Annotated in this window: 21 protein-coding genes, 1 tRNA gene and 1 pseudogene; 17 read left to right on the top strand and 6 right to left on the bottom strand. The window is 68.4% G+C overall.

Annotation, left to right across the window (positions count from 1 at the left end):
- Window positions 1–70: 70 nt before the first annotated feature.
- The 3 genes from F3T56_RS46735 to F3T56_RS42750 form a co-directional block, all read right to left on the bottom strand.
- A complete protein-coding gene (locus F3T56_RS46735; RefSeq protein ID WP_172639435.1) occupies window positions 71–217 on the bottom strand; it encodes a hypothetical protein in 147 nt (48 codons plus the stop codon).
- The gene (locus tag F3T56_RS42755) at window positions 214–1,332 is read right to left on the bottom strand and encodes a radical SAM protein (RefSeq protein ID WP_149830876.1); all 1,119 of its coding nucleotides are present in this window, start codon (window positions 1,330–1,332) and stop codon (window positions 214–216) included. Before F3T56_RS42755 ends, F3T56_RS46735 begins: the two co-directional genes overlap by 4 nt.
- A 147-nt stretch (window positions 1,333–1,479) precedes the next feature.
- Window positions 1,480–1,917 carry an ATP-binding protein gene (locus F3T56_RS42750; protein WP_149830877.1) on the bottom strand — a complete coding sequence of 146 codons (438 nt, stop codon included), beginning with the start codon at window positions 1,915–1,917 and terminating at the stop codon, window positions 1,480–1,482.
- Between the two features lie 331 nt (window positions 1,918–2,248).
- Here F3T56_RS42750 and F3T56_RS42745 point away from each other — a divergent pair, with 331 nt between their 5' ends.
- From F3T56_RS42745 to glmS, 13 genes and pseudogenes are all read left to right on the top strand, one after another.
- Window positions 2,249–3,400: an NsdA family TPR-like regulatory protein gene (locus tag F3T56_RS42745; protein WP_246204573.1), complete on the top strand. Its 1,152-nt coding sequence runs from the start codon at window positions 2,249–2,251 to the stop codon at window positions 3,398–3,400.
- Window positions 3,397–3,912 carry an NUDIX domain-containing protein gene (locus F3T56_RS42740; protein WP_149830874.1) on the top strand — a complete coding sequence of 172 codons (516 nt, stop codon included), beginning with the start codon at window positions 3,397–3,399 and terminating at the stop codon, window positions 3,910–3,912. Before F3T56_RS42745 ends, F3T56_RS42740 begins: the two co-directional genes overlap by 4 nt.
- A 139-nt stretch (window positions 3,913–4,051) precedes the next feature.
- A pseudogene (locus F3T56_RS42735) lies at window positions 4,052–4,246 on the top strand (acyl-CoA dehydrogenase family protein); the annotation flags it as partial.
- A gap of 88 nt (window positions 4,247–4,334) precedes the next feature.
- Window positions 4,335–4,763: a DUF6188 family protein gene (locus F3T56_RS42730; protein ID WP_149830873.1), complete on the top strand. Its 429-nt coding sequence runs from the start codon at window positions 4,335–4,337 to the stop codon at window positions 4,761–4,763.
- A 519-nt stretch (window positions 4,764–5,282) separates the two neighbouring features.
- Window positions 5,283–6,335, top strand: coding sequence for an ABC transporter substrate-binding protein (locus tag F3T56_RS42725; protein WP_149830872.1), 1,053 nt, complete (start codon window positions 5,283–5,285; stop codon window positions 6,333–6,335).
- 138 nt (window positions 6,336–6,473) lie between these two features.
- Window positions 6,474–7,319, top strand: a complete 846-nt coding sequence (locus F3T56_RS42720; RefSeq protein ID WP_149830871.1) for a siderophore-interacting protein — start codon at window positions 6,474–6,476, stop codon at window positions 7,317–7,319.
- 194 nt (window positions 7,320–7,513) lie between these two features.
- Window positions 7,514–8,959 carry a lysine decarboxylase DesA gene (desA, locus tag F3T56_RS42715; protein WP_149830870.1) on the top strand — a complete coding sequence of 482 codons (1,446 nt, stop codon included), beginning with the start codon at window positions 7,514–7,516 and terminating at the stop codon, window positions 8,957–8,959.
- On the top strand, window positions 8,913–10,235 hold the full coding sequence (locus F3T56_RS42710) for a lysine N(6)-hydroxylase/L-ornithine N(5)-oxygenase family protein (RefSeq protein ID WP_172639434.1): 1,323 nt from the start codon (window positions 8,913–8,915) through the stop codon (window positions 10,233–10,235). Before desA ends, F3T56_RS42710 begins: the two co-directional genes overlap by 47 nt.
- On the top strand, window positions 10,232–10,765 hold the full coding sequence (locus tag F3T56_RS42705) for a GNAT family N-acetyltransferase (protein WP_149830868.1): 534 nt from the start codon (window positions 10,232–10,234) through the stop codon (window positions 10,763–10,765). Before F3T56_RS42710 ends, F3T56_RS42705 begins: the two co-directional genes overlap by 4 nt.
- Window positions 10,762–12,534 carry an IucA/IucC family protein gene (locus F3T56_RS42700; protein ID WP_149830867.1) on the top strand — a complete coding sequence of 591 codons (1,773 nt, stop codon included), beginning with the start codon at window positions 10,762–10,764 and terminating at the stop codon, window positions 12,532–12,534. Before F3T56_RS42705 ends, F3T56_RS42700 begins: the two co-directional genes overlap by 4 nt.
- A gap of 410 nt (window positions 12,535–12,944) precedes the next feature.
- Window positions 12,945–13,817: a DUF4429 domain-containing protein gene (locus F3T56_RS42695; RefSeq protein ID WP_149830866.1), complete on the top strand. Its 873-nt coding sequence runs from the start codon at window positions 12,945–12,947 to the stop codon at window positions 13,815–13,817.
- Between the two features lie 90 nt (window positions 13,818–13,907).
- Window positions 13,908–14,165 (top strand): hypothetical protein, encoded by a 258-nt coding sequence (locus F3T56_RS42690; protein WP_149830865.1) that lies wholly within the window; start codon window positions 13,908–13,910, stop codon window positions 14,163–14,165.
- A 52-nt stretch (window positions 14,166–14,217) separates the two neighbouring features.
- Window positions 14,218–16,035, top strand: a complete 1,818-nt coding sequence (gene glmS / locus F3T56_RS42685; RefSeq protein ID WP_149830864.1) for a glutamine--fructose-6-phosphate transaminase (isomerizing) — start codon at window positions 14,218–14,220, stop codon at window positions 16,033–16,035.
- Window positions 16,036–16,196: 161 nt separating this feature from the next.
- On the opposite strand, the gene F3T56_RS42680 is transcribed toward glmS, so the two are convergent.
- The gene (locus tag F3T56_RS42680; protein ID WP_149830863.1) at window positions 16,197–16,727 is read right to left on the bottom strand and encodes a universal stress protein; all 531 of its coding nucleotides are present in this window, start codon (window positions 16,725–16,727) and stop codon (window positions 16,197–16,199) included.
- Window positions 16,728–17,140: 413 nt separating this feature from the next.
- On the opposite strand from F3T56_RS42680, the gene F3T56_RS42675 reads away from it, so the two are divergent.
- The 4 genes from F3T56_RS42675 to F3T56_RS42660 all read left to right on the top strand — a co-directional run bounded on the left by F3T56_RS42675 (window position 17,141) and on the right by F3T56_RS42660 (window position 19,995).
- Window positions 17,141–17,518, top strand: coding sequence for a hypothetical protein (locus tag F3T56_RS42675; protein WP_149830862.1), 378 nt, complete (start codon window positions 17,141–17,143; stop codon window positions 17,516–17,518).
- 378 nt (window positions 17,519–17,896) lie between these two features.
- Complete coding sequence (locus F3T56_RS42670; protein ID WP_149830861.1) at window positions 17,897–19,132, top strand: helix-turn-helix domain-containing protein; 1,236 nt, start codon at window positions 17,897–17,899, stop codon at window positions 19,130–19,132.
- Between the two features lie 93 nt (window positions 19,133–19,225).
- A complete protein-coding gene (orn, locus tag F3T56_RS42665; protein WP_149830860.1) occupies window positions 19,226–19,828 on the top strand; it encodes an oligoribonuclease in 603 nt (200 codons plus the stop codon).
- Between the two features lie 94 nt (window positions 19,829–19,922).
- A tRNA-His gene (locus F3T56_RS42660) sits at window positions 19,923–19,995 on the top strand.
- Between the two features lie 81 nt (window positions 19,996–20,076).
- Here F3T56_RS42660 and F3T56_RS42655 read toward each other — a convergent pair.
- Window positions 20,077–20,313: a hypothetical protein gene (locus tag F3T56_RS42655; RefSeq protein WP_149830859.1), complete on the bottom strand. Its 237-nt coding sequence runs from the start codon at window positions 20,311–20,313 to the stop codon at window positions 20,077–20,079.
- A gap of 27 nt (window positions 20,314–20,340) precedes the next feature.
- A complete protein-coding gene (locus F3T56_RS42650) occupies window positions 20,341–21,210 on the bottom strand; it encodes a serine/threonine protein kinase (protein ID WP_149830858.1) in 870 nt (289 codons plus the stop codon).
- Between the last annotated feature and the right edge of the window lie 900 nt (window positions 21,211–22,110).

The following is a 22,110-nucleotide window of genomic DNA, read 5'->3' as shown; positions in this document are numbered from 1 at the left end:
GTCTTCACGCAACGTGACAGCCAGTCAGTCCACTCGGGACGACACACCGCTCAAGTTCGAAGACCCGGTTTTACTGGTATGGGTTGTCGTCGTTGCAGCCGGGGACGGCGCCCACAGTCAGCTCCTCGACGTCCGCGACGACCACCAGACCCACCAGGTCGACAAGCTCGGCCCTCTTGGCGGGGGGTGGTGTGATCTCGACAGCGACAATGCTCATGCCGATACTCCTTGTCCGTGTTGGCAGTAGTTCTCCAGCGGTGCCTTCGCGCTCTGGTACGCCTTTGCCAGCGGGCGGCAGACCCGGCATGTGCCGGAGATCTTGCAGCCCGAGCATCCACCAGTGCGAAGCATCTGGGCGTCGGCAATTGCGGGCAGTCCGAGCAGCCCGGCGACGCCGGTTTCCATGAGGTCGATGGGGTTTTCGCGGCCGACCTTGCACATCGTCGCAAGGCCGAACGGGTCGACGTGGAAGAACGTGTGACCGGCCGGGCAGCCCTGGAAGACGGTATTTCCGCCGAGGAAGCGCATGGACTGGGCGGCGAGCGGGTCGGGCTGCCCGTCGTAGGTGGGGGAGATCGACCCGAACTCGCTGACCCGGTCCGTGTACTCGTGCGCGAGGCTGCGCATGGCGTCGACCTCGTGCTCGTTGTGCGTGGTGATGATGATCGTGACCTCAATGGGGATCCCCGCTGCCCGTGCGGCATCGAGTCCCTTCGTTACAAGCCGGAACGAGCCCTTCGTGCGGGTGAGGGAATCCGCAGCCTCCTCGCTCGCCCCGTACAGCGACACGGTCACCTTGTGTGGAGGCATCCGCGTCAGCGCGTCGAGTATGTCGTCACGGTGCAGACGGCTGCCGTTGGTCAGGATCTCCAGCAGCATCCCGCGCTCGTACGCATAGGTGTACGCGTTGAGGAAATCACGGTCGATCGTCGGTTCCCCGCCCGTGAATTGGAGCCATAGGACACCGGCCTCACACATCACGTCGATCAGCCGCACTTTCTCCGGCCACGGCAGACCTTCGAACTTCCGGAGCGCGAGGTAGCACATCCGGCAGTTGAAGTTGCAGCCCTTGTTCAACTCCCAGGTCGCCCGGGAGTAGTTCAGCCGTGTACGCGGGCGCACGATGACGGTTCCGCGCATCGGCCGCCCCGCCAAGTCCAGCTTCCAGGCCCTGCGGGCGGCGTTGACCAGCCACTCAGGCATCACCGCGTCGGCCGCTGCCGCCGAGGCTAGTTCGTCGAACTGGGCCGCTGGGAGCTGAATTCCGCGCCGCGCACCAGGCCGAGCGACGAGGTACGTCCGTTGCTGCGGACTGGCGATCAGTGCGTGCATGTCGTACTCCTTTCCTTCAGTTGGCGGCGCCGAGGGCCAGTTGGGGATGTCACCCCCGGCGCCGTATCCGCCCGATGCCGCATGCGGAGACGATCCGCTCGGCGCTTCTGTCGTCGACCAGGTCCCCGGCTTCGGGGTGCTTGTCGCTCATGCGTCGTCCGCCTTCGTGACGAACAGCTCGGCCCAGCAGCGCTTGCCGGCGGGGCGGCCGGTTGGCCCAAGGAGGTCGTGACCCCAGCGGTCGGCGAGGGCATCGATCAACAGCAGCCCTCGGCCACCTTCCTGGTCGCAGTCACCTCCACCGCGTTCCGGCAGGCCACGGCTTTTGTCGGCGACGGAGATCCGTACGCGGTCCTCGGCAGTGCGCTGGACTGAGACCCGTACGAGTCGGCATGACGTGTGCCGTACGGCGTTGGAGAACAGTTCGGAGACGATCAGCGTGCCCACGTCGGCCAACGAGCTCAGGCCCCACGTATTCAGCGACGCGATCACCAGCAGCCGAGCCGTGCGTGCCGCCTCCGGCTCACACCGCATGGTCTTGGTGTAGCCCGGTGGGCCGACTGAGGTGGGGCGTACGGCGGTCATGGTCACGGGGTCATCCCTCCGGGGTAGGACGGCCCACCCACGCGGGGGAACACGGGCAGGCCTCTCGCCATGCCGCACGGACTGGGGAGCCTGCGCATTGCGCCCGGCGGCTGATGGCCAGTCAACGACTCAGAAGGAGTTGGAGGAGACTCCGCGAGGTGACCCCAAGATGGAGTCACCTCATGTGCACACGCGGTAGTTTCAGGGTTCAGGCGTTTTTGGGGGACGCATGGGGCAGACACAGGACCCGCGTGAGGCCATTGCGGGGCTACTCGATGACAGCCGGTTCCTCGGTGCTTGTGCTGAGCGGGACATGGGAGCCGTGTTCCGGATGCTCAACCACAGGGGGGTCAGCACACGCCGCATCGCGGCTGCCGTAGACATCACCCAGGGACGCCTCTACGACTACATGAACGGCAAGAGCAGGGTGGAGAAGCTCGCCCTGTTCGAGCAGATCGCGGACGCCTTCCACATCCCCGGTCACCTGCTTGGCCTGGCCCGTCAGTCTTGGGAACCCTCCGTGGAGACACAGCCACACCAGCCTCAGCCGCCGCCGGACGGAGACGACCTGTCGGCCATGGACGCGTTCCGTGTCGCCGACCGCCAGACCGGAGGAGGCCGGCTCTATGCGGCCGTTGTCCAGCACCTCCGGGACCGTGTTTCCCCGCGCCTCGTGGACCTCTCCACCGGGCACGGGGTGTTCGCCGCCGCTGCGGCCCTGACCGAGATGGCGGGATGGATGGCGCACGACTCCGGTCAGGACACCGCGGCTCTCGGCCACTTCGGTCGCGGGCTGGCCCTCGCCCAGACCGGCGGGGATCTACCGCTTGCCGCGCACGTCGCCGCTTCTCTCTCCCATCTCGTCCTTCAGGGCGGCGATGCCGTGGGGGCGGCACGCTGGGCTCAGGCAGGGCTCGATCTCGCCGACCGAGGCCCGCGAATTCCCGCGCTCTCGTCTCGGCTGCACACGATGCAGGCCCGTGCCATGGCGGCGGCCGACCAACACACATGGGCCCGCCGTGCCCTCGAAAAGGCCCACCGCGCCCTCAGCGCCTCCGCCGACACCGCGCACCCGTGGCTCAGCCCATTTGACGCAGGCCGTCTGGCGAGCGAAGCGGCGCTGATCCTGATCGACCTCGGCGTGTACGACGAGGCCCTGGCCGCCGCCAAAGATGCCGTGGCGCTGCGGGACGCCGGAAGGGCGCGGTCCCTCGCTCTCGCCCAGATCTCCCTCGCTGACATCCACGTCCGGCGTAGCGACCTCGACGCCGCCGTGGCCGTCGGCCATGACCTGCTCGCCACAAGCCCCACCCTGGGCTCCGTCCGCGTCGTCCAGCAATTCGACGGCCTCCGGGCACGTCTGGAGCCGCACAAGCGCTACGGGCCAGTGCGGGAGTACCTGGTGAGATTCGACGATGCGAGGAGGGCCAGACTGTTGCTGCTTGCCGATCTCATCCCGTCGCCGGGAGGCCCTCGCCGATGACGCCGAACCCCGCCCCCACCCCTGCGGATCCCGCCGCTTGGGCCGCCTACCTTGCCGAGGGCAACGCCACGCAGCCGCGTAAGCGTGTGGCGGCGGATGTGCTGCTCCGCGACTCCTCGGGGCGGGTCCTGCTGGTGAACCCGACCTACAAGCCCGGGTGGGACCTTCCCGGCGGTATGGCCGAGCCGAACGAACCGCCTGAGCAGACGGTGGTGAGGGAACTGAGGGAGGAGCTGGGCCTGGAGGTGACTGTGCGCGGCCTCCTGGTCGTCGACTGGGTTCCGCCGCATGGCCCTTGGGACGACCACATCGCGTTTGTCTTCGACGGCGGTGTCCTCGACATCGAACCGCCCCGCCCCCATGACGATGAGCTGTCGGAAGCCCGTTTCGTCTCTCTCGACGAAGTAGGCGGTCTGCTGCGGGATCGGATGCGGAGACGGCTGGCGGAGGCGGTTCACGCGCTGCGGGAGAAGCGGCCGGTCTACCTGCACGACGGGCACCCCATCGGTTAGGAACCGCCGCACGGGCGCCATGGATGCCACAAGCGCCGCGTGTCGGCTCTTAGGTAGGCGGGCAGGTCGTCGCGGATGGCATCGGTGTCCCGGTGTGCGTAGCACAACAGGCGCCGCACCGGCCCTGGCGAACCTGTAATCGTCGACGTTCGCGGTGGACAACGCCCTGGACGCCACGCAGATCCACGGCGGCTACGGCTTCATGAACGAGTACCCCGTCGCCCGTATGTGGCGCGACTCGAAGATCCTGGTGGTTTCACGGATAAGTAGTGGCCCCGTTCGGGAACGGGTTTTGGCCCCACTTGCGCGCGGGGCAGGGGTTGATCACCAGTGAGTTTCGGCCCCACACCTGGAGGTAGCCGTGAGGCTTCGGGAACAGATCTCGGTGGCATGGTCGGCATGTAGCGGTGCATCGTGCGGTGGTGAACGAATCTGGCTTTGTTGAGCACGAGGACGGTTGGGTCTTGGGTCTTCGGGGTCTGGCCGTCACTAAGATCAGCGTCGACTTCCAGTTGACGTTTCTGCTCGACTCGGAAGCCTGGGTCGTCGTGGAATGTCCATTCCGACTCGGTCAAGGTTCGGCCGGCAGCGACGATCTGCACAAGATGTTGGATCCGGGACGCCAGGACGTAGCGGCGGCTCTGGCCCTGTTCGGCGCCAAGGTCTTGTCGGCTGTGGCCTTCAAGGCGGGATCACTGCGGTTGGTCTTCGACAGCGGACTGCATCTCAACTGCCGAGCAGACCCGTCGTTCGAAGCCTGGCAGATGGCAGGACCGGAAGGCTGGCGGTTTGTGTCGATGCCGGGAGGGGAGCTTGCGGTGTGGCCGGCTGGAACCGTTCCCCGCCCATGACAGGTGGGGCCACGGTCCACTGCCAGGTGAGGCCAGACAACGCTCCTGAAGCCATCCTGGAGATCGGCGAGGGGGCGTGAGGTACAACGCATGCTGATCGCACGGGAACTGGGGCTGGCGGGCTGACGCACGGATGCGCGGGCCGGAGTTCGTGCCGTCGCGGTCGGCGTTCCTCGTGCCTGGATGAGGCCGGATTCCGTCTTCCTCCAGGGTCCGGCCTTCGACCCCTCGTCGGGGTTCAACAGGCGCCGCTCGGGCTCCTATTGGGCCCTGCGGGCCGCCGAGTCGCCCCCATGAGCCGCCCTTCGCATCCGCGTTGCGACCATCGACTTTGCGACCCATTGGCGAGCCGCGCACCCTACAGACCTTCGATTCACAGGTAATTCAAAGATTAGGGCAGGGGTCGACCTGGGCAGTCCAGTACCTGGAACCACCCCCTGGACAAGCGGTGAGGTTAGGCTAACCTACCTTCGAACTCACCCTCGGGCGGCGATCCGCCCCGTTCGAAAGTAGCCACACATGTCCAACGCCAGAGCCGCTCATCTCACCCGCCGTGGCATCCTCGCCGCCGGTGGCGCACTCGGTCTCGGTGCCGTGCTCGCCGCCTGCGGAGACGAGGACTCGACGAGCAGCAGCACTGGCTCCGACAAGGAGACGGCTGCGGCCAAGTCGGGCCCCTGGACGTTCAAGGACGACCGCGGCACGACCGTGAAGACCGACAGGACCCCGGCGAACATCGTCGCGTTCGTGGGTGTCGCCGCCGCGCTGTACGACTACGGCATCGACTGCAAGGGCGTCTTCGGCCCGACCAGGACGACCGACGGCAAGGCCGACGTCCAGGCCGGCGACCTCGACATCAGCAAGGTCGAGATCATCGGCAACGTCTGGGACGAGTTCAACGTCGAGAAGTACGCCGCCCTCTCCCCCGACGTCCTCATCACCACGATGTTCGACGACGCCGGCACCCTCTGGTACGTGCCCGAGGCCTCCAAGGACAAGATCGCCAAGCTCGCACCGAGCGTCGGCATCTCCGCGTACGACGTCCAGATGACCGAGCCGCTGCAGCGCGTGCTGGAGCTGGCGAAGTCACTGGGTGCCGACACGGAGGGCGAGAAGATCACCGCCGCCAAAAAGCGGTTCGAGGACGCCGCCGCCCGGCTGCGCGCGGCCTGCAAGTCCAAGCCCGACATCAAGGTGATGGCCGGTTCCGCCGCGCAGGACATCTTCTACGTGTCCGGCTCGAACCTCTCCATCGACCTCGAGTACTACAAGGCCCTCGGCGTGAACTTCGTCGAGCCGCCCGCGTCCGCGCTGAAGGCGAGCGGTGGCTGGTTCGAGAACCTCAGCTGGGAGAACGTCGACAAGTACGACGCGGATGTCATCATCATGGACAACCGTACGTCGGCGATTCAGCCGGCCGACATCACCGAGGCCACGTGGAAGGCGCTGCCCGCCGTGAAGGCTGGGCAGGTGATCGGGCGTAACCCCGAGCCGATTCTGTCCTACGACAAGTGCGCGCCGCTTCTTGAGGAGCTGGCCGAAGCGATCGAGAACGCGAAGAAGGTCAGCTGATCTCGGTACTTCGACTGCGGGCCCGCTGTGGCTGGTCGCGCCCACGCGGCGGAGCCGCAAATCGACACAGCCCCGCGCCCCTGAAAGCACTGGGGCGCGGGTATCGCAGCTTGCTGACGTCTACTCAGGAGCCCCCTCATGACGACGGCCGTAGCCGCCCCGTTCCGTTTCTTCTCTCTCCAGGTCGTACGGACTCGGCGGCTCGGGCCGTCTCTCGTTCGGGTCTCCTTCGCTGGGGACGATCTGCGGTACTTCCACTCCGACGGGAGAGACCAGTCGCTGTCGCTCTTCCTGCCGCACCCGGGGCAGGACGCCCCCGCCGTGCCCATCGAGCTCGGTGACGGGTGGTGGGAGGGGTGGCGTGAACTGCCGGATGACGTGCGGGCGGTGATGCGGTCGTACACGCTGCGGGCCCTCAGGCGCGATCCCGACGAGATCGACATCGACTTCGTGCTGCACGGCGTCGAGCCGGGGGCCGCCGTGCCCGCCGGGCCCGCTTCCCGGTGGGCGTCCGCCGCGAAGGCCGGCGACCGGGTCGTGCTCCTCGGACCCGCCGTCGCCGACAACCGTGCCATCCGGTTCCGACCGCCGGCGGACACCGGCCTCGTGCTGATCTGGGGCGATGACACCGCCCTGCCCGCCGCCTCCGCGATCCTGGAGTCGCTGCCCGCCGGTACGCCGGCCCGGGTCTGGCTGGAGGTTCACCACGCGGAGGACGTCCAGGACCTGGTGACGGAGGCGGACGCCGAGGTCACCTGGCTGGTGCGGAGCGAGGGGGCGCCGGGCGCCCTCGACGCGATCCGCGCCGCGCAACTGCCGTCCAGCTCACTGCCGTACGCCTGGATCGCCGGGGAGTCCGGGCGGGTCAAGGAGCTGCGGCGGCATCTTGTGCGCGAGCGGGGGATCGACAAGCGGCGGGTGACGTTCGTCGGGTACTGGCGTGAGGGCCTGACCGAGGAGCAGTTGCGCGAGCGCGGCGAATGACACAAGCGCGCTGAAACGCCACTGACCCAGCGCACAAACAGAGTTGCCTGAGTCACGAGAGTGACGACAGTCACGGGGGAGTCACGGTTTCCGTCAAGTTAATTAGGTTAGGCTTACCTAAGTTGGACGATGTGATCACCCCCCACACTCACCTCTCCGTCCCACCCGGACCGCCCCGCTCGGAGGACCTCCCCATGCGCTCGCACCTGCTCAATGACACGACCGCGGAGCGGTACCGCCGCACCGTGACCGAAGGCGTGGAGCGGGTGGCGGCCAAACTCGCCACCACCGACCGACCGTTCACCGGTGTCACCGTCGACGCCCTCTCCCCTTCCATCGAGAACATCGACCTCGACAAGCCGCTGCACGACACGGCCGCCGTCCTCGACGAACTCGAGGACGTCTACCTCCGCGACGCGATCTACTTCCACCACCCGCGCTATCTCGCCCACCTCAACTGCCCGGTCGTCATCCCGGCCGTGCTCGGCGAGGCCGTCCTCTCCGCCGTCAACTCCTCCCTGGACACCTGGGACCAGTCGGCCGGCGGCACCCTGATCGAGCGCAAGCTGATCGACTGGACCAACGAGCGCATCGGGTTCGGCCCCTCCGCCGACGGCGTGTTCACCTCCGGCGGTTCGCAGTCCAACCTCCAGGCCCTGCTGCTGGCCCGTGAGGAGGCCAAGACCGACGACACCGCGAAACTGCGGATCTTCGCCTCCGAGGTCAGCCACTTCAGCGTGAAGAAGTCGGCGAAACTGCTGGGCCTCGACCAGGGCGCCGTCGTCACGATCCCGGTCGACGGCAACAAGCGCATGCAGACGGTCGCGCTCGCCCGTGAGCTGGAGCGCTGCGCGAGCGAGGGCCTCGTCCCCATGGCCGTCGTCGCCACCGCCGGCACCACCGACTTCGGCTCCATAGACCCGCTGCCCGAGATAGCCGAGCTGTGCGCCCAGTACGGCACGTGGATGCACGTCGACGCGGCGTACGGCTGCGGTCTGCTCGTCTCGCTCAAGCGCCGCCACCTCCTGAACGGCATCGAGCGCGCCGACTCCGTCACCGTCGACTACCACAAGTCCTTCTTCCAGCCGGTGAGTTCGTCCGCCGTGCTCGTACGGGACGAGTCCACGCTCCGCCACGCCACCTACCACGCGGAGTACCTCAACCCGCGCCGCATGGTCACCGAGCGCATCCCCAACCAGGTCGACAAGTCCCTCCAGACCACCCGCCGCTTCGACGCGCTCAAACTGTGGATGACGCTGCGCACGATGGGCGCCGACGGTGTCGGCCAGCTCTTCGACGAGGTCTGCGACCTGGCGGAGGAGGGCTGGAAACTGCTCGCCGCCGACCCGCGCTTCGACGTGGTCGTCGAGCCCCAGCTGTCCACGCTGGTCTACCGCTACATCCCCGAGGCCGTCACCGACCCGGCCGAGATCGACCGCGCCAACCTCTACGCCCGCAAGGCCCTGTTCGCCTCCGGCGACGCCGTGGTCGCGGGCACCAAGGTGGGCGGTCGCCACTACCTGAAATTCACCCTGCTCAACCCCGAGACCACGGCCGACGACATCGCCGCCGTCCTCGATCTGATCGCCGGCCATGCCGAGCAGTACCTGGGAGAATCCCTTGACCGCGTCGCTTCCTGAATCCGCCGTGAAGACATACGACTTCATCGGCATCGGACTGGGACCCTTCAACCTCGGCCTCGCCTGCCTCACCGAGCCCATCGCCGAGCTCGACGGGATCTTCCTCGACTCGAAGCCGAACTTCGAGTGGCACTCGGGGATGTTCCTCGACGGCGCCCACCTCCAGACCCCGTTCATGTCGGACCTGGTCACCCTCGCCGACCCGACCTCGCCGTACTCCTTCCTCAACTACCTGAAGGACTCCGGCCGCCTGTACTCGTTCTACATTCGCGAGAACTTCTACCCCCTGCGGGTCGAGTACGACGACTACTGCCGCTGGGCCGCGGGCCGGCTGAGCAACGTCCGCTTCAGCACGACGGTCAACGAGGTGAGGTACGACGAAGGTGCCGACGTCTACGCCGTGAAGACCGCGGACGGCGATGTCCTGCGCGCCCGTCGCCTCGTCCTCGGCACCGGCACCGTCCCGTACATCCCTCAGGCCTGCGAGGGCCTGGGCGGCGACTTCTTCCACAACGCCCAGTACATGCACCGCAAGGCGGAGCTCCAGGCGAAGAAGTCGATCACGATCGTCGGCAGCGGCCAGAGCGCCGCGGAGATCTACCACGAGCTCCTCTCCGAGATCGACGTCCACGGCTACCAGCTCAACTGGGTGACGCGCTCCCCGCGCTTCTTCCCCCTCGAATACACCAGGCTGACGCTGGAGATGACGTCCCCGGACTACATCGACTACTTCCGCGCGCTGCCCGAGGAGACCCGCTACCGGCTGGAGAAGCAGCAGAAGGGCCTGTTCAAGGGCATCAACGGGGACCTGATCGACTCGATCTTCGACCTGCTGTACCAGAAGAACGTCAGCGGCGGCGGCCGCCCGGTCCCGACCCGTCTGATCACCAACTCGTCCCTCAACAGCACCACTTATGAGGACGGGCGGTACACCCTCGGCCTGCGCCAGGACGAGCAGGGCAAGGACTACGAGATCGAGACCGAGGGCCTGGTCCTCGCCACCGGCTACCACTACCAGCCGCCGGCCTTCCTCGCCCCGATCAACGACCGGCTCGTCTTCGACGGCCACGGCCGCTTCGACGTGGCCCGCAACTACTCCATCGACACCACGGGCCGCGGCGTCTTCCTGCAGAACGCGGGCGTCCACACCCACAGCATCACCTCGCCCGACCTGGGCATGGGCGCGTACCGCAACTCGTACATCATCCGCGAACTGCTCGGCACCGAGTACTACCCGGTCGAGAAGACCATCGCCTTCCAGGAGTTCGCCGTATGACCTTCACCTTCCGTCCCCTGGACCCGCTGAAGGACTCCGAGCTGCTGCACGGCTGGGTCACGCACCCCAAGGCTGCGTACTGGATGATGCAGGACGCCAGACTGGAGGACGTCGAGCGCGCGTACATGGAGATCGCGGCCGACCCGCACCACCACGCCCTGCTGGGGCTGCTCGACGGCGAGCCCGCGTTCCTCATGGAGAAGTACGACCCCGCCCACCGTGAACTCGTCGGCCTGTACGAGCCCGAGCCGGGAGACGTCGGCATGCACTTCCTGGTGCCCTCGACGGACACCCCGGTGCACGGGTTCACCAGGTCCGTGATCACCGCCGTGATGGCACACCTCTTCGAGGACCCGGCCACCCGCCGGGTCGTCGTCGAGCCGGACGTCTCCAACAAGGCCGTCCACGCCCTCAACGAAGTCGTCGGTTTCGTCCCCGACCGCGAGATCGACAAGCCGGAGAAGCGCGCGCTGCTGAGCTTCTGCACGCGAGAGCAGTTCTACGAGGCTGCCCGAGGAGTATCCGTATGACCCTGTCCGATGCCGTAGCGCATCTGTCCCCCCACCGCTGGGCTCGGGCCAACCGCCTGCTCATCCGCAAAGCCCTCGCCGAGTTCACCCATGAGCGGCTCATCACGCCGGAGGCCACCGCCGACGGCCGCTTCGAGGTCCGCAGCGACGACGGTCTGACCCGGTACGGGTTCGCCGCGACGCGCCACGCCCTCGACCACTGGCAGGTCGACGCCGACTCGATATCCCGTCGTCGGGACGGCGTCGACCTCCCCCTCGCCGCGCTGGACTTCTTCATCGAGCTGAAGCAGTCCCTGGGCCTGAGCGACGAGATCCTGCCGGTCTACCTGGAGGAGATCTCCTCCACCCTCTCCGGCACCTGCTACAAGCTGACCAAGCCGCAGACCCCGGTCGCCGAGCTGGTCAGCAGCGGCTTCCAGGCCATCGAGACCGGCATGACCGAGGGCCACCCCTGCTTTGTCGCCAACAACGGCCGCCTCGGCTTCGGCGTCCACGAGTACCTCTCGTACGCCCCCGAGACCGCGAGCCCGGTCAAGCTGATCTGGCTGGCCGCGCACCGCTCCCGGGCGGCGTTCACGGCGGGCGTCGGCATCGAGTACGAGGCCTTCCTGCGCGACGAGCTGGGCACGGAGACGGTCACCCGCTTCAACTCCGTACTGACCTCGCAGGAGTTGGCCCCCGCCGACTACCTCTTCATCCCGGTCCACCCCTGGCAGTGGTGGAACAAGCTCACCGTCACCTTCGCCGCCGAGGTCGCCCAGCAGCACCTGGTCTGCCTCGGCGAGGGCGACGACGAGTACCTGGCCCAGCAGTCGATCCGGACGTTCTTCAACCAGTCCGCCCCCGAGAAGCACTACGTGAAGACGGCCCTGTCCGTCCTCAACATGGGCTTCATGCGCGGCCTCTCGGCGGCGTACATGGAGGCGACCCCGGCGATCAACGACTGGCTGGCCAACCTCATCGACGGCGACCCGGTCCTGAAGTCCACGGGCCTGTCGATCATCCGCGAGCGCGCGGCCGTCGGCTACCGCCACCTGGAGTACGAGGCCGCCACGGACAAGTACTCCGCGTACCGCAAGATGCTCGCCGCGCTGTGGCGCGAGAGCCCGGTGTCCTCCCTCCAGGAGGGCGAGTCACTGGCGACGATGGCCTCCCTGGTCCACGTCGACCACGACGGCAAGGGCTTCGCGGCGGCCCTGATCGAGCGCTCCGGGCTGACCCCGACGGAGTGGCTGCGCCGCTACCTGAAGGCGTACTTCACCCCGCTCCTGCACAGCTTCTACGCGTACGACCTCGTTTTCATGCCGCACGGCGAGAACGTCATCCTCGTCCTGAAGGACGGTGTCGTCGAGCGGGCGATCTACAAGGACATCGCCGAGGAGATCGCGGTCATGGACCCGCACGCGGTCCTCCCGCCGACGGTCGAACGTCTCCGCGTCGAGGTCCCCGAGGACAAGAAACTCCTGTCCATCTTCACGGACGTCTTCGACTGCTTCTTCCGCTTCCTCGCCGCGAATCTCGCCGACGAGGGCGTGCTGGAGGAGGAGGACTTCTGGCGCACGGTCGCCGAAGCCGTCCGCGACTACCAGCACGGGATGCCCGAACTCGCCGACAAATTCGCCCAGTACGACATGTTCGCCCCCGAGTTCGCCCTGTCCTGCCTCAACCGTCTCCAACTGCGCAACAACAGGCAGATGGTCGACCTGGCGGACCCGGCGGGCGCGCTGCAACTCGTCGGCACCCTGAAGAACCCCATCGCGGGCCTGTAACCACGGCCCCCACCTGGACTGACGGGCACCTCGGAGTACGGTCCTCCGAGGTGCCCGTCGCGTTCTGCCGGTCGATTGTTCGTCTACGGGTGAGTGGGGGCCGGTCGCGCCCACGCGGCGGAGCCGCAAATCGACACAGCCCCGCGCCCCTTAACGGCATGGGGGCGCGCCCGGGGTTTTCAGGGGCGCGGGGAACCGCGCGAGCAACCACGACGAACCCGCACCCGCCAACGCACCGCCCCCACCCGAGCTCTCAGGCGCAGCGGGGTCGAAGGGGCAGCCGCCCCTGGATGGGGGCACCTCCCGCTCGAGCGAAGCCGAGAGTGGGGGAGGGACGGGCAGGGGCGACGGGGGCGAGAAAACATGCAGGTCCAACCCGCCATCCCAGCCCCGGTGGAACAATCACCTTCATGGCGGCGGAAATCCTCCAGCGGGACGGCACCTGGACCTTCGACGGCGACACCCTGCGGCTGACCCCCGGGCGCGACAAGAGCGTGAGCCTGCTGCGCAAGACCCTCGGTGAACTCGCCGTCCCGCTGGGCGCGTTGGCGGGCATCTCGTTCGAACAGGGCAGGAAGTCGGGGCGGCTGCGACTACGGCTGCGCGACGGCTCCGACCCGCTCCTCCAGGCCACCGGCGGCCGGCTCGCCGACGGCAACGACCCCTACCAGCTGAGCGTCGACTCGGACCGGTACGGCGTGGCCGAGTACTTCGTGGACGAGGTCCGCAACGCGCTGCTCCTGGACGAGGTGCCGTCCGACGCGGTCGACGCGTATCTGCTGGCCGGCCCCACCGTCCCGCTGTCCGTCTCCGCCGGGGACGGCACCGCGAGCTTCGACGGCGAGCACATACGCCTGGCGTGGAACTGGAAGACGGACGACGCCAAGGCCGCCGCCGGGACACGGAAGCGGGCCCTGTCGGACATCACGGCCGTGGAGTGGCACCCCTCCGTCGGCCTGGAGAACGGCTACCTACGCTTCACCGTACGCAACGCCCCGACCAAGGCCCCGCCCAAGTACGACCCGAACTCCGTCGAACTGTGGGGCTTCAAGAAGGACCCCCTGATGGCCCTGATCGCGGCGGCGGTCCAGGCCCGGCTCCCGCACCCGGCGACGGCGACACCGGAGCAGCCAGCCCCGGTGGAACCGGACCGCCAGGCCCCCGAAGAGGACCACGACGCCCTGCTGCGCCGCCTCCGCGAACTCGGCGAGCTGCACAGGTCCGGGGTGCTCACGGACGAGGAGTTCACCATGGCCAAGCAGGCGGTCCTCAAACGCTTGTGAGGACCGCCCGCCATGGGCTATTAACAGGCACCTGCCCGAAACCGGGCAGGATTCTTGCGAAAACAGCGCCCATACCCCAGGATCTACCGGGTGCACGACGAACTCGTTGATCATCTGACGCGGTCCACGCCCCTCAGCCGAGGCGAGGCGCTGCGCGTGATCCAGGACGTGCTCGCCTACTTCGACGAGACGACGGAGGACTACGTCCGTCGCCGCCACCGGGAGCTCCAGGCTCAGGGCCTGGTGAACTCGGCGATCTTCGAACGGATCGAGGCGGACCTCAAGTATCGCGCGGTCGCGCCGCCGGAGCTGACGCTCAGGCAGCTGCGCCGCATGGTCTACGGCTGAATCGACTACGGCCGAATCGTCTACGGCCGAGAAACACGAGGGACACACCTATATGTGCGGAATTGTCGGTTACATCGGCAAGCGCGACGTGGCGCCGCTGCTCCTTGAGGGGCTGCAGCGCCTGGAGTACCGGGGCTACGACTCGGCGGGCATAGTCGTCACCTCGCCCAAGACCGCCGGACTGAAGATGGTCAAGGCCAAGGGCCGGGTCCGGGACCTGGAGGCCAAGGTCCCCGCGCGCTTCAAGGGCACCACCGGCATCGCCCACACCCGCTGGGCCACCCACGGCGCCCCGTCCGACGTCAACGCGCACCCGCACATGTCGGCCGACAGCAAGGTCGCCGTCGTCCACAACGGCATCATCGACAACGCCTCCGACCTGCGGAAGAAGCTGGAGGCGGACGGCGTCGAGTTCCTCTCCGAGACCGACACCGAGGTCCTCACCCACCTCATCGCCCGCTCCCAGGCCACGACCCTGGAGGAGAAGGTCCGCCAGGCGCTCCGCATCGTCGAGGGCACGTACGGCATCGCCGTCATGCACGCCGACTTCGCCGACCGCATCGTCGTCGCCCGCAACGGCTCCCCCGTCGTCCTCGGCATCGGCGAGAAGGAGATGTTCGTCGCCTCGGACATTGCCGCGCTGGTCGCCCACACCCGCCAGATAGTCACGCTCGACGACGGCGAGATGGCCACCCTCAAGGCCGACGACTTCCGCACGTACACGACGGAGGGCACCCGCACCACGGTGGAGCCCACCACCGTGGAGTGGGAGGCGGCCTCGTACGACATGGGCGGCCACGACACCTACATGCACAAGGAGATCCACGAGCAGGCCGACGCCGTGGACCGTGTGCTGCGCGGCCGCATCGACGACCGTTTCTCCACCGTGCACCTCGGCGGTCTCAACCTGGACGCCCGCGAGGCGCGCCAGATCCGCCGCGTGAAGATCCTCGGCTGCGGCACCTCGTACCACGCGGGCATGATCGGCGCCCAGATGATCGAGGAGCTGGCCCGTATCCCCGCCGACGCCGAGCCGGCGTCGGAGTTCCGTTATCGCAACGCGGTCGTCGACCCCGACACCCTCTACATCGCCGTCTCCCAGTCCGGCGAGACGTACGACGTCCTCGCGGCCGTGCAGGAACTGAAGCGCAAGGGCGCCCGCGTCCTGGGCGTGGTGAACGTCGTCGGCTCGGCGATCGCCCGCGAGGCGGACGGCGGCATCTACGTCCACGCGGGCCCCGAGGTCTGCGTCGTCTCGACGAAGTGCTTCACCAACACGACGGTGGCCTTCGCGCTTCTCGCCCTGCACCTGGGCCGCACCCGCGACCTCTCCGTCCGCGACGGCAAGCGGATCATCGAGGGCCTGCGCAAGCTGCCCGGCCAGATCGCCGAGATGCTGGAGCAGGAGGACGAGATCAAGAAGCTGGCCCAGGAGTACGCCGAGGCCCGCTCGATGCTCTTCATCGGCCGCGTCCGGGGCTACCCGGTGGCCCGCGAGGCCTCCCTCAAGCTCAAGGAGGTCTCGTACATCCACGCCGAGGCCTACCCCGCCTCCGAGCTCAAGCACGGCCCCCTGGCCCTCATCGAGCCCGCCCTCCCCACGGTCGCCATCGTCCCCGACGATGACCTCCTGGAGAAGAACCGCGCCGCCCTGGAGGAGATCAAGGCCCGCAGCGGCAAGATCCTCGCGGTGGCCCACGAGTGCCAGGAGAAGGCCGACCAGACGATCGTCGTCCCGAAGAACGAGGACGAACTCGACCCGATCCTCATGGGAATCCCCCTCCAACTCCTCGCCTACCACACGGCGTTGGCCCTGGGCCGCGACATCGACAAGCCGAGGAACCTCGCCAAGTCGGTAACAGTGGAGTAGGAATTCCACCCGCCCACCGAAGCGATAATTGAGTAGCCCCCACGGCGAGCAACCGCCACCGCGAGAGCGGCGCCGGTTTGGCGCAAAAAAGGGACGGACCCCCACGTGATGCCACCATTCACGTGGGGGTCCGCTCATGTCCGCCGGGACGGGGAACGGCTCTAGGGAATGACAATGACCGGCCGCCGCGCCCGCTTGGCGAGCCGCCCGGCGACCGACCCGAAGATCCGCCCGACGATCCCGTGCGTGGACCCGACGACGATCGCGTCGGCCTCGTACTCCCGCCCCACCTCTTCGAGTTCGTGGCAGATGTCGCCACCACGCTCGACGAGGATCCAGGGCACCTCGGCGAGGTAATCCGCACAGGCCAGCTCAAGGCCCAGCACCTCGGTCCGGTGATCCGGCACATCGACGAACACGGGCGGCTCGCAGCCGGCCCACACGGTCGTGGGCAGCCGGTTGGCCACGTGCACGATGATCAGGGCCGAGCCGGAGCGGCGGGCCATACCGATGGCGTACGCGAGGGCGCGCTCACTGGACGTCGAACCGTCGAAGCCGACGACGACGCCGTGCTTGAAGGCGGGGTCGCAAGTGGGGCGTGCCTCTTCCGCCGCCAGGGGGTCGGCCGCCGTGGGATCGGCGACGGGCCGCCGCTTGCGGTCCGCGGAGTCGAAGAATTCGTGACCGGCCATGGGTGTCTCGGCGTTGGGATCCTCGTGGGTGGGACAACGTGAACGAACGACGCGGATGAGCGTCAGTGTGCGACGGAGCCGTGTCCGGGAATCATCTTCCCAACCCCATACCCCCAAGGGTACGGCCGCACGCCTCCTCCGCCCAGACCCCGCACCGGCTGCACGGGTTCCAGGGAGCATGCACGACCCCCAGCCCGTAACGCAATGGTTGCTGCCACGTACAGCCGCTTTACACAGGAACGCAACCACCCCACGAACCCCGCCGGCCCATGCATAACCCCCGCGGGAGCGGGCAGCCGCGCCTTACCCGGCCACCCGACGGCAACCCGCCCGGACGCCACCAGTGACCGACAGGTCGAACACGCGTTGAACCCCCGTAAGCCGAACCCGAGGGAGCCAGAAGGGAGCAGCCCGTGTCCACCCCCCGCCCCGACCGTCCCGACACCGCCGCCACGGACGTGGTCCGCTGGGCGGCCTTCAGCTGCGTCCTCGTCCCCGTGGTCCTCGTCTGGTACGGCACCTCCCTGGCAGGCGCGGCAGGCGCGGCGCTCGGCCTCGCCGCGGTCACCGCCGCCTGCCGCATCCTCCTGCGCCAGTCCGAACGCGGCCTGCGCCAGTCCGAACGCGGCCTGCGCCAGTCCGAACGCGTCGCGGCTGCCCGCACGCCCAGCCGCGCAACCCACGCGCCGATGGCCGAAGATCACACCCCCCACCGCGGCCGACACGGACGATCCTCTTCCGGGGCGCACAGGGGCGGACGCCACTCCGGCCCGAGTACGCCGGTCGACTGACCGGTTTCCGCGCACACGCCCATATCTTTTCAGCCAACTTCGGCCACCCGCACACCCCTTGGCCGAACACCCCTCCACCCCCCGTTCGACCTGCGCTGAAAGGGGTCCAGAGCCCGCGCGCACCCTACGTGGACCAGCCACGGAGACGAGGCGTACTTCCCTGCACGGCACGAGAGTGCAACGCTTCGTGATCGAATGCTTCACGCCAAGTTGCCATGTCGACAATGTGCCGGATGGCGAACTGGTCACGCCGGCACCAAGGGACACAGTAGATTCGATCATGACTGTCTTACGGCGGGGGACTCGTGCAGGACCAAGGGGAAACGTGCAGGAGCGACACAACCGAGGAGCCGCGACCACCGAGGGGGGCTTAGCAGTATGAGCCACGACTCCACCGCCGCGCCGGATGCCGCGGCCCGGAAGCTTTCCGGGCGACGCCGCAAGGAGATCGTCGCGGTGCTGCTGTTCAGCGGCGGCCCCATCTTCGAGAGTTCCATACCACTTTCGGTGTTCGGGATCGACCGCCAGGACGCCGGCGTACCGCGCTACCGCCTGCTGGTGTGCGCGGGCGAGGAAGGCCCGCTGCGGACCACAGGGGGCCTGGAACTCACCGCACCGAACGGCCTTGAGGCGATCTCGCGGGCGGGCACGGTGGTCGTGCCCGCATGGCGTTCGATCACCTCACCGCCGCCGGAGGAAGCGCTCGACGCACTGCGCCGGGCGCACGAAGAGGGAGCCCGCATCGTCGGGCTGTGCACCGGCGCCTTCGTGCTGGCCGCAGCCGGCCTGCTGGACGGCAGGCCCGCGACGACACACTGGATGTACGCGCCGACGCTGGCCAAGCGCTATCCGTCCGTCCACGTCGATCCACGAGAGCTCTTCGTGGACGACGGCGACGTACTGACATCGGCCGGCACCGCGGCCGGAATCGATCTCTGTCTGCACATCGTGCGGACGGACCACGGGAACGAGGCGGCCGGCGCGCTGGCCCGTCGTCTGGTGGTCCCACCACGTCGATCGGGCGGTCAGGAGCGCTACCTCGATCGATCTTTACCAGAAGAAATCGGCGCCGACCCGCTCGCCGAGGTCGTCGCCTGGGCGCTGGAGCACCTCCACGAGCAGTTCGACGTGGAGACGCTGGCGGCACGGGCGTACATGAGCCGCCGTACGTTCGACCGCCGTTTCCGGTCGCTGACCGGAAGCGCGCCGCTGCAGTGGCTGATCACCCAGCGGGTCCTTCAGGCCCAGCGGCTGCTGGAGACGTCGGACTACTCGGTGGACGAGGTCGCGGGACGCTGCGGCTTCCGTTCGCCGGTGGCGCTGCGCGGGCACTTCCGCCGCCAGCTCGGCTCGTCCCCGGCGGCGTACCGGGCAGCGTACCGGGCCCGGCGCCCGCAGGGCGACAAGCACGGCGACCACCACGACGGCCCGAACGGCGCGCACAGCACCGCCGGACCGCCGGCGATGGCGCCGGAGCACGCCCCGGTGCCGCTCCAGGCCCGTCGTACGGCCGCGGCGAGCGCCCTGGCGCCGTCGGCGTCGATGTCGACGGAGGGCGCGAAGCCGGAGCTGTACGCGACGGGCCGGCTTCCGGGGCAGCGCAGCGCGCCGTAGTACGTCCGTGGTGGCCTTACGGCCCGGTCCCGCCCTGATCACCCAGGTGCAGGACCGGGCCGTAAGGCTGTCACGAGCCGTAAGGTGAGGTACATGAACGATCGCATGGTGTGGATCGACTGCGAGATGACCGGGCTCTCGCTGTCCGACGACGCGCTCATCGAGGTGGCCGCCCTCGTCACCGACTCCGAGCTGAACGTACTCGGCGAGGGAGTTGACATCGTCATCCGCCCGCCGGACTCGGCGCTGGAGACCATGCCGGAGGTGGTGCGCCAGATGCACACAGCGTCCGGCCTCCTCGACGCACTCCCGGGCGGCACGACGCTCGCCGACGCGGAGGAGCAGGTCCTGGCGTACGTACGCGAACACGTGAAGGAGCCGGGCAAGGCCCCGCTGTGCGGCAACTCGGTGGGCACGGACCGAGGCTTCCTGCTCCGGGACATGCCGACCCTGGAGGACTACCTCCACTACCGCATCGTGGACGTCTCCTCGATCAAGGAACTGGCCCGCCGCTGGTACCCGAGGGCGTACTTCAACAGCCCCGAGAAGAACGGCAACCACCGGGCGCTGGCGGACATCCGCGAGTCGATCGCCGAACTCCGCTACTACCGCGAGGCGATCTTCGTCCCTCAGCCCGGCCCCGACTCGGACACGGCCCGCACGATCGCCGCCAAACACGTCCTACCTGCGCGGTAGCCCCCCGACAAAGGCGTGCGCGAGCACCCCTTCAGACCCTGTACACTTTTTCTCGGCCGGTCGGTGAAACCCTTCGGATGAACCGCCGGTCATGGTGGGTGTAGCTCAGCTGGTAGAGCACCTGGTTGTGGTCCAGGATGTCGCGGGTTCGAGTCCCGTCACTCACCCTGAACGATGAGGGGCCAGCCTGTGTGAAACAGGTTGGCCCCTCATCGTGTTCCTCGGGCGGGCGGACCACAACAACAGCCTCAGCAGCCGCGCCGGAGACGGGCGACGCGGGGGCGGCGCAGGAAGAGGAGCCCGTCGAGGAGGCGGTCCCCGAGCAGCCCGTGAAGATCACCGCGAAGAAGACCAGGTTCGCCCCGAGCATCCTCGCCGAGGGGCGGCGAGACGATCAGCGTCAACCCGCTCCACTCCGCGATCACCGACAGCAACGGCACCAAACACCCGGCCGAGTGGGGAGTCGACGAGAACCAGATCGACACCGCGGTCGGGCCTTCACTCGGCCGCTTCTACCCGCTCCCCGGCGTCCCGCACGCGGCCCGCCACTCGGCGGCGAACTCCCCCACGCCCGCGAAGCGTTGGTGGGGATCGGGGTGCGTAGCGCGCTCCAACACGGCCAGTTGGGACCCGGTGCCCCGCCAGGCCCGCTCCTCGTCCCCCGCGTCGAGCAGCAGGCGGGCGGTGCGCCCCAGCACGTACACCGTCGTGCGGATGTCGATGACGGCCCCGCGCTCGAACTCCTCCGGTGCCATGAAGCGGCGGGAGCCAGGGAGGCGGTCGGCGCCCAGGACGAAGGGGCCGGGCCGGTACTCGTCGAGGTCGACGAGCCGCAGTTCGTCCACGTCGAAGTCGTAAAGGACGGCCCCGTCGTAGAGGTCCACGGCGACATGGCCGGCGGCCTCGACGGCGAGGTGAGCGTCCAGGATGTCGGCGAAGGCCTGCTCGACCTGGTGCACGGGGAGGGACCGGAAGCGGGCCATCGGGCTGCCGGTCGTCGTACGGTCGCCACTGCCCCGCTCGCCCGGGTGGTACAGCACCTCGCCGTCCCGCCAGGGCGTCACCACGGCCGTCCGTTCGCTGTCCCACACCGCCATCCGGTGCACCTGCGGAACGATCACCGGGTGCCGCACAGCCCGATGAAAGGCCCACCCCCGCTCCAGCGACTCCTGGGCACGATCGGTGACGGCCTCCTTCACGAACCACCGTTCACCGGTGTCCGGCAGCCGCACCCCGTACGCCACACACCCCGAGTCTTGCTTCCCGAACACCCGGAAAACCTCACCGACCCTACGGAGGTACGCCTCCACGGTGCCGTCGATCCCCTCGACACCGAGTAACGGATTACCGCCCGCGCCGTCCGCCCGTATCACGTTCGCCATGGGGCGGACTGTAGCCGCCGCCCCATGTCAGTAGCTGCTGCTGCAGGAGGACCCACTACTGCAGGACGAGCCGCTGCTGCAGGACGAGCCGCTGCTGCAGGACGAGCCGCTGCTGCAGGACGAACTGCTGCTGCATGATGAACCGCTCCCACATGACGAGCTACTGCCGCAGGACGAACTGCTCCCGCTGGACGTTCCGCTTCCCGAGGATGAACCGCCCCCACCGGAGGACCCACCTTGGGAAGACGGCCCATGCCCACCCGACGACCCGCCTCCGCCACTCGGCCGGGGGTCGTCCGGCGAGGACGGCGGTGTGTTGCTGTGGCTCGCCGTCTCTTGCGCCACCCACCAGCTTTCGGCGGCGGCATCGCTGTCACGGGAAGTGCTCCCGGTTCCGCCGCCACCGCTGCCGCCGCTCCGGCTGCTACGGCCCTGGCCGGCGCCGGCGTCGCGGCCGTCGTCGCGGCTTCGGGTGGCGGGTCGCGTACGCGGGCTGCCGCCGCCCGAGCCCTTGCCTCCACTGCCGCCGCTCACGCTCTTCGTGCCGCTGCCGCTGCCGCTGCTGGGCTTGTCGTTGCTGAAGAGATCCCTGACCCAGAAGAACGCCAACAACAGTACGAAGCCGATGGCCACCACGATTCCCAGGGATTCCATGGCTGCGCCCTCCCGCTCTGTCTCGGACTCGGACTCGGACTCCCGCTCGACGCCTTGCGTGAGGGGTGGCCTTCCCTGCCCGGCACCGGCCGAAGCGGAATTGAGGAAGTGTTGAGCAAGGCCACGGCTTCGGCCCGGCCCAGGAGGCGACAGCTCTCCCTCAGGACGAATCCCGCGCCACCAGTTCCGTGGGCAGGACGACCTGGCGGCGGTCCAGGCCCCGGGACACCGCCGGGCGGCGGTCGG

The sequence above is a fragment of the Streptomyces tailanensis genome (genome assembly GCF_008386495.1).
Lineage (GTDB): Bacteria > Actinomycetota > Actinomycetes > Streptomycetales > Streptomycetaceae > Streptomyces > Streptomyces tailanensis.
Note: the sequence above shows the minus strand (reverse complement) of the source record. Positions and strands in the feature narration are given on the sequence as shown.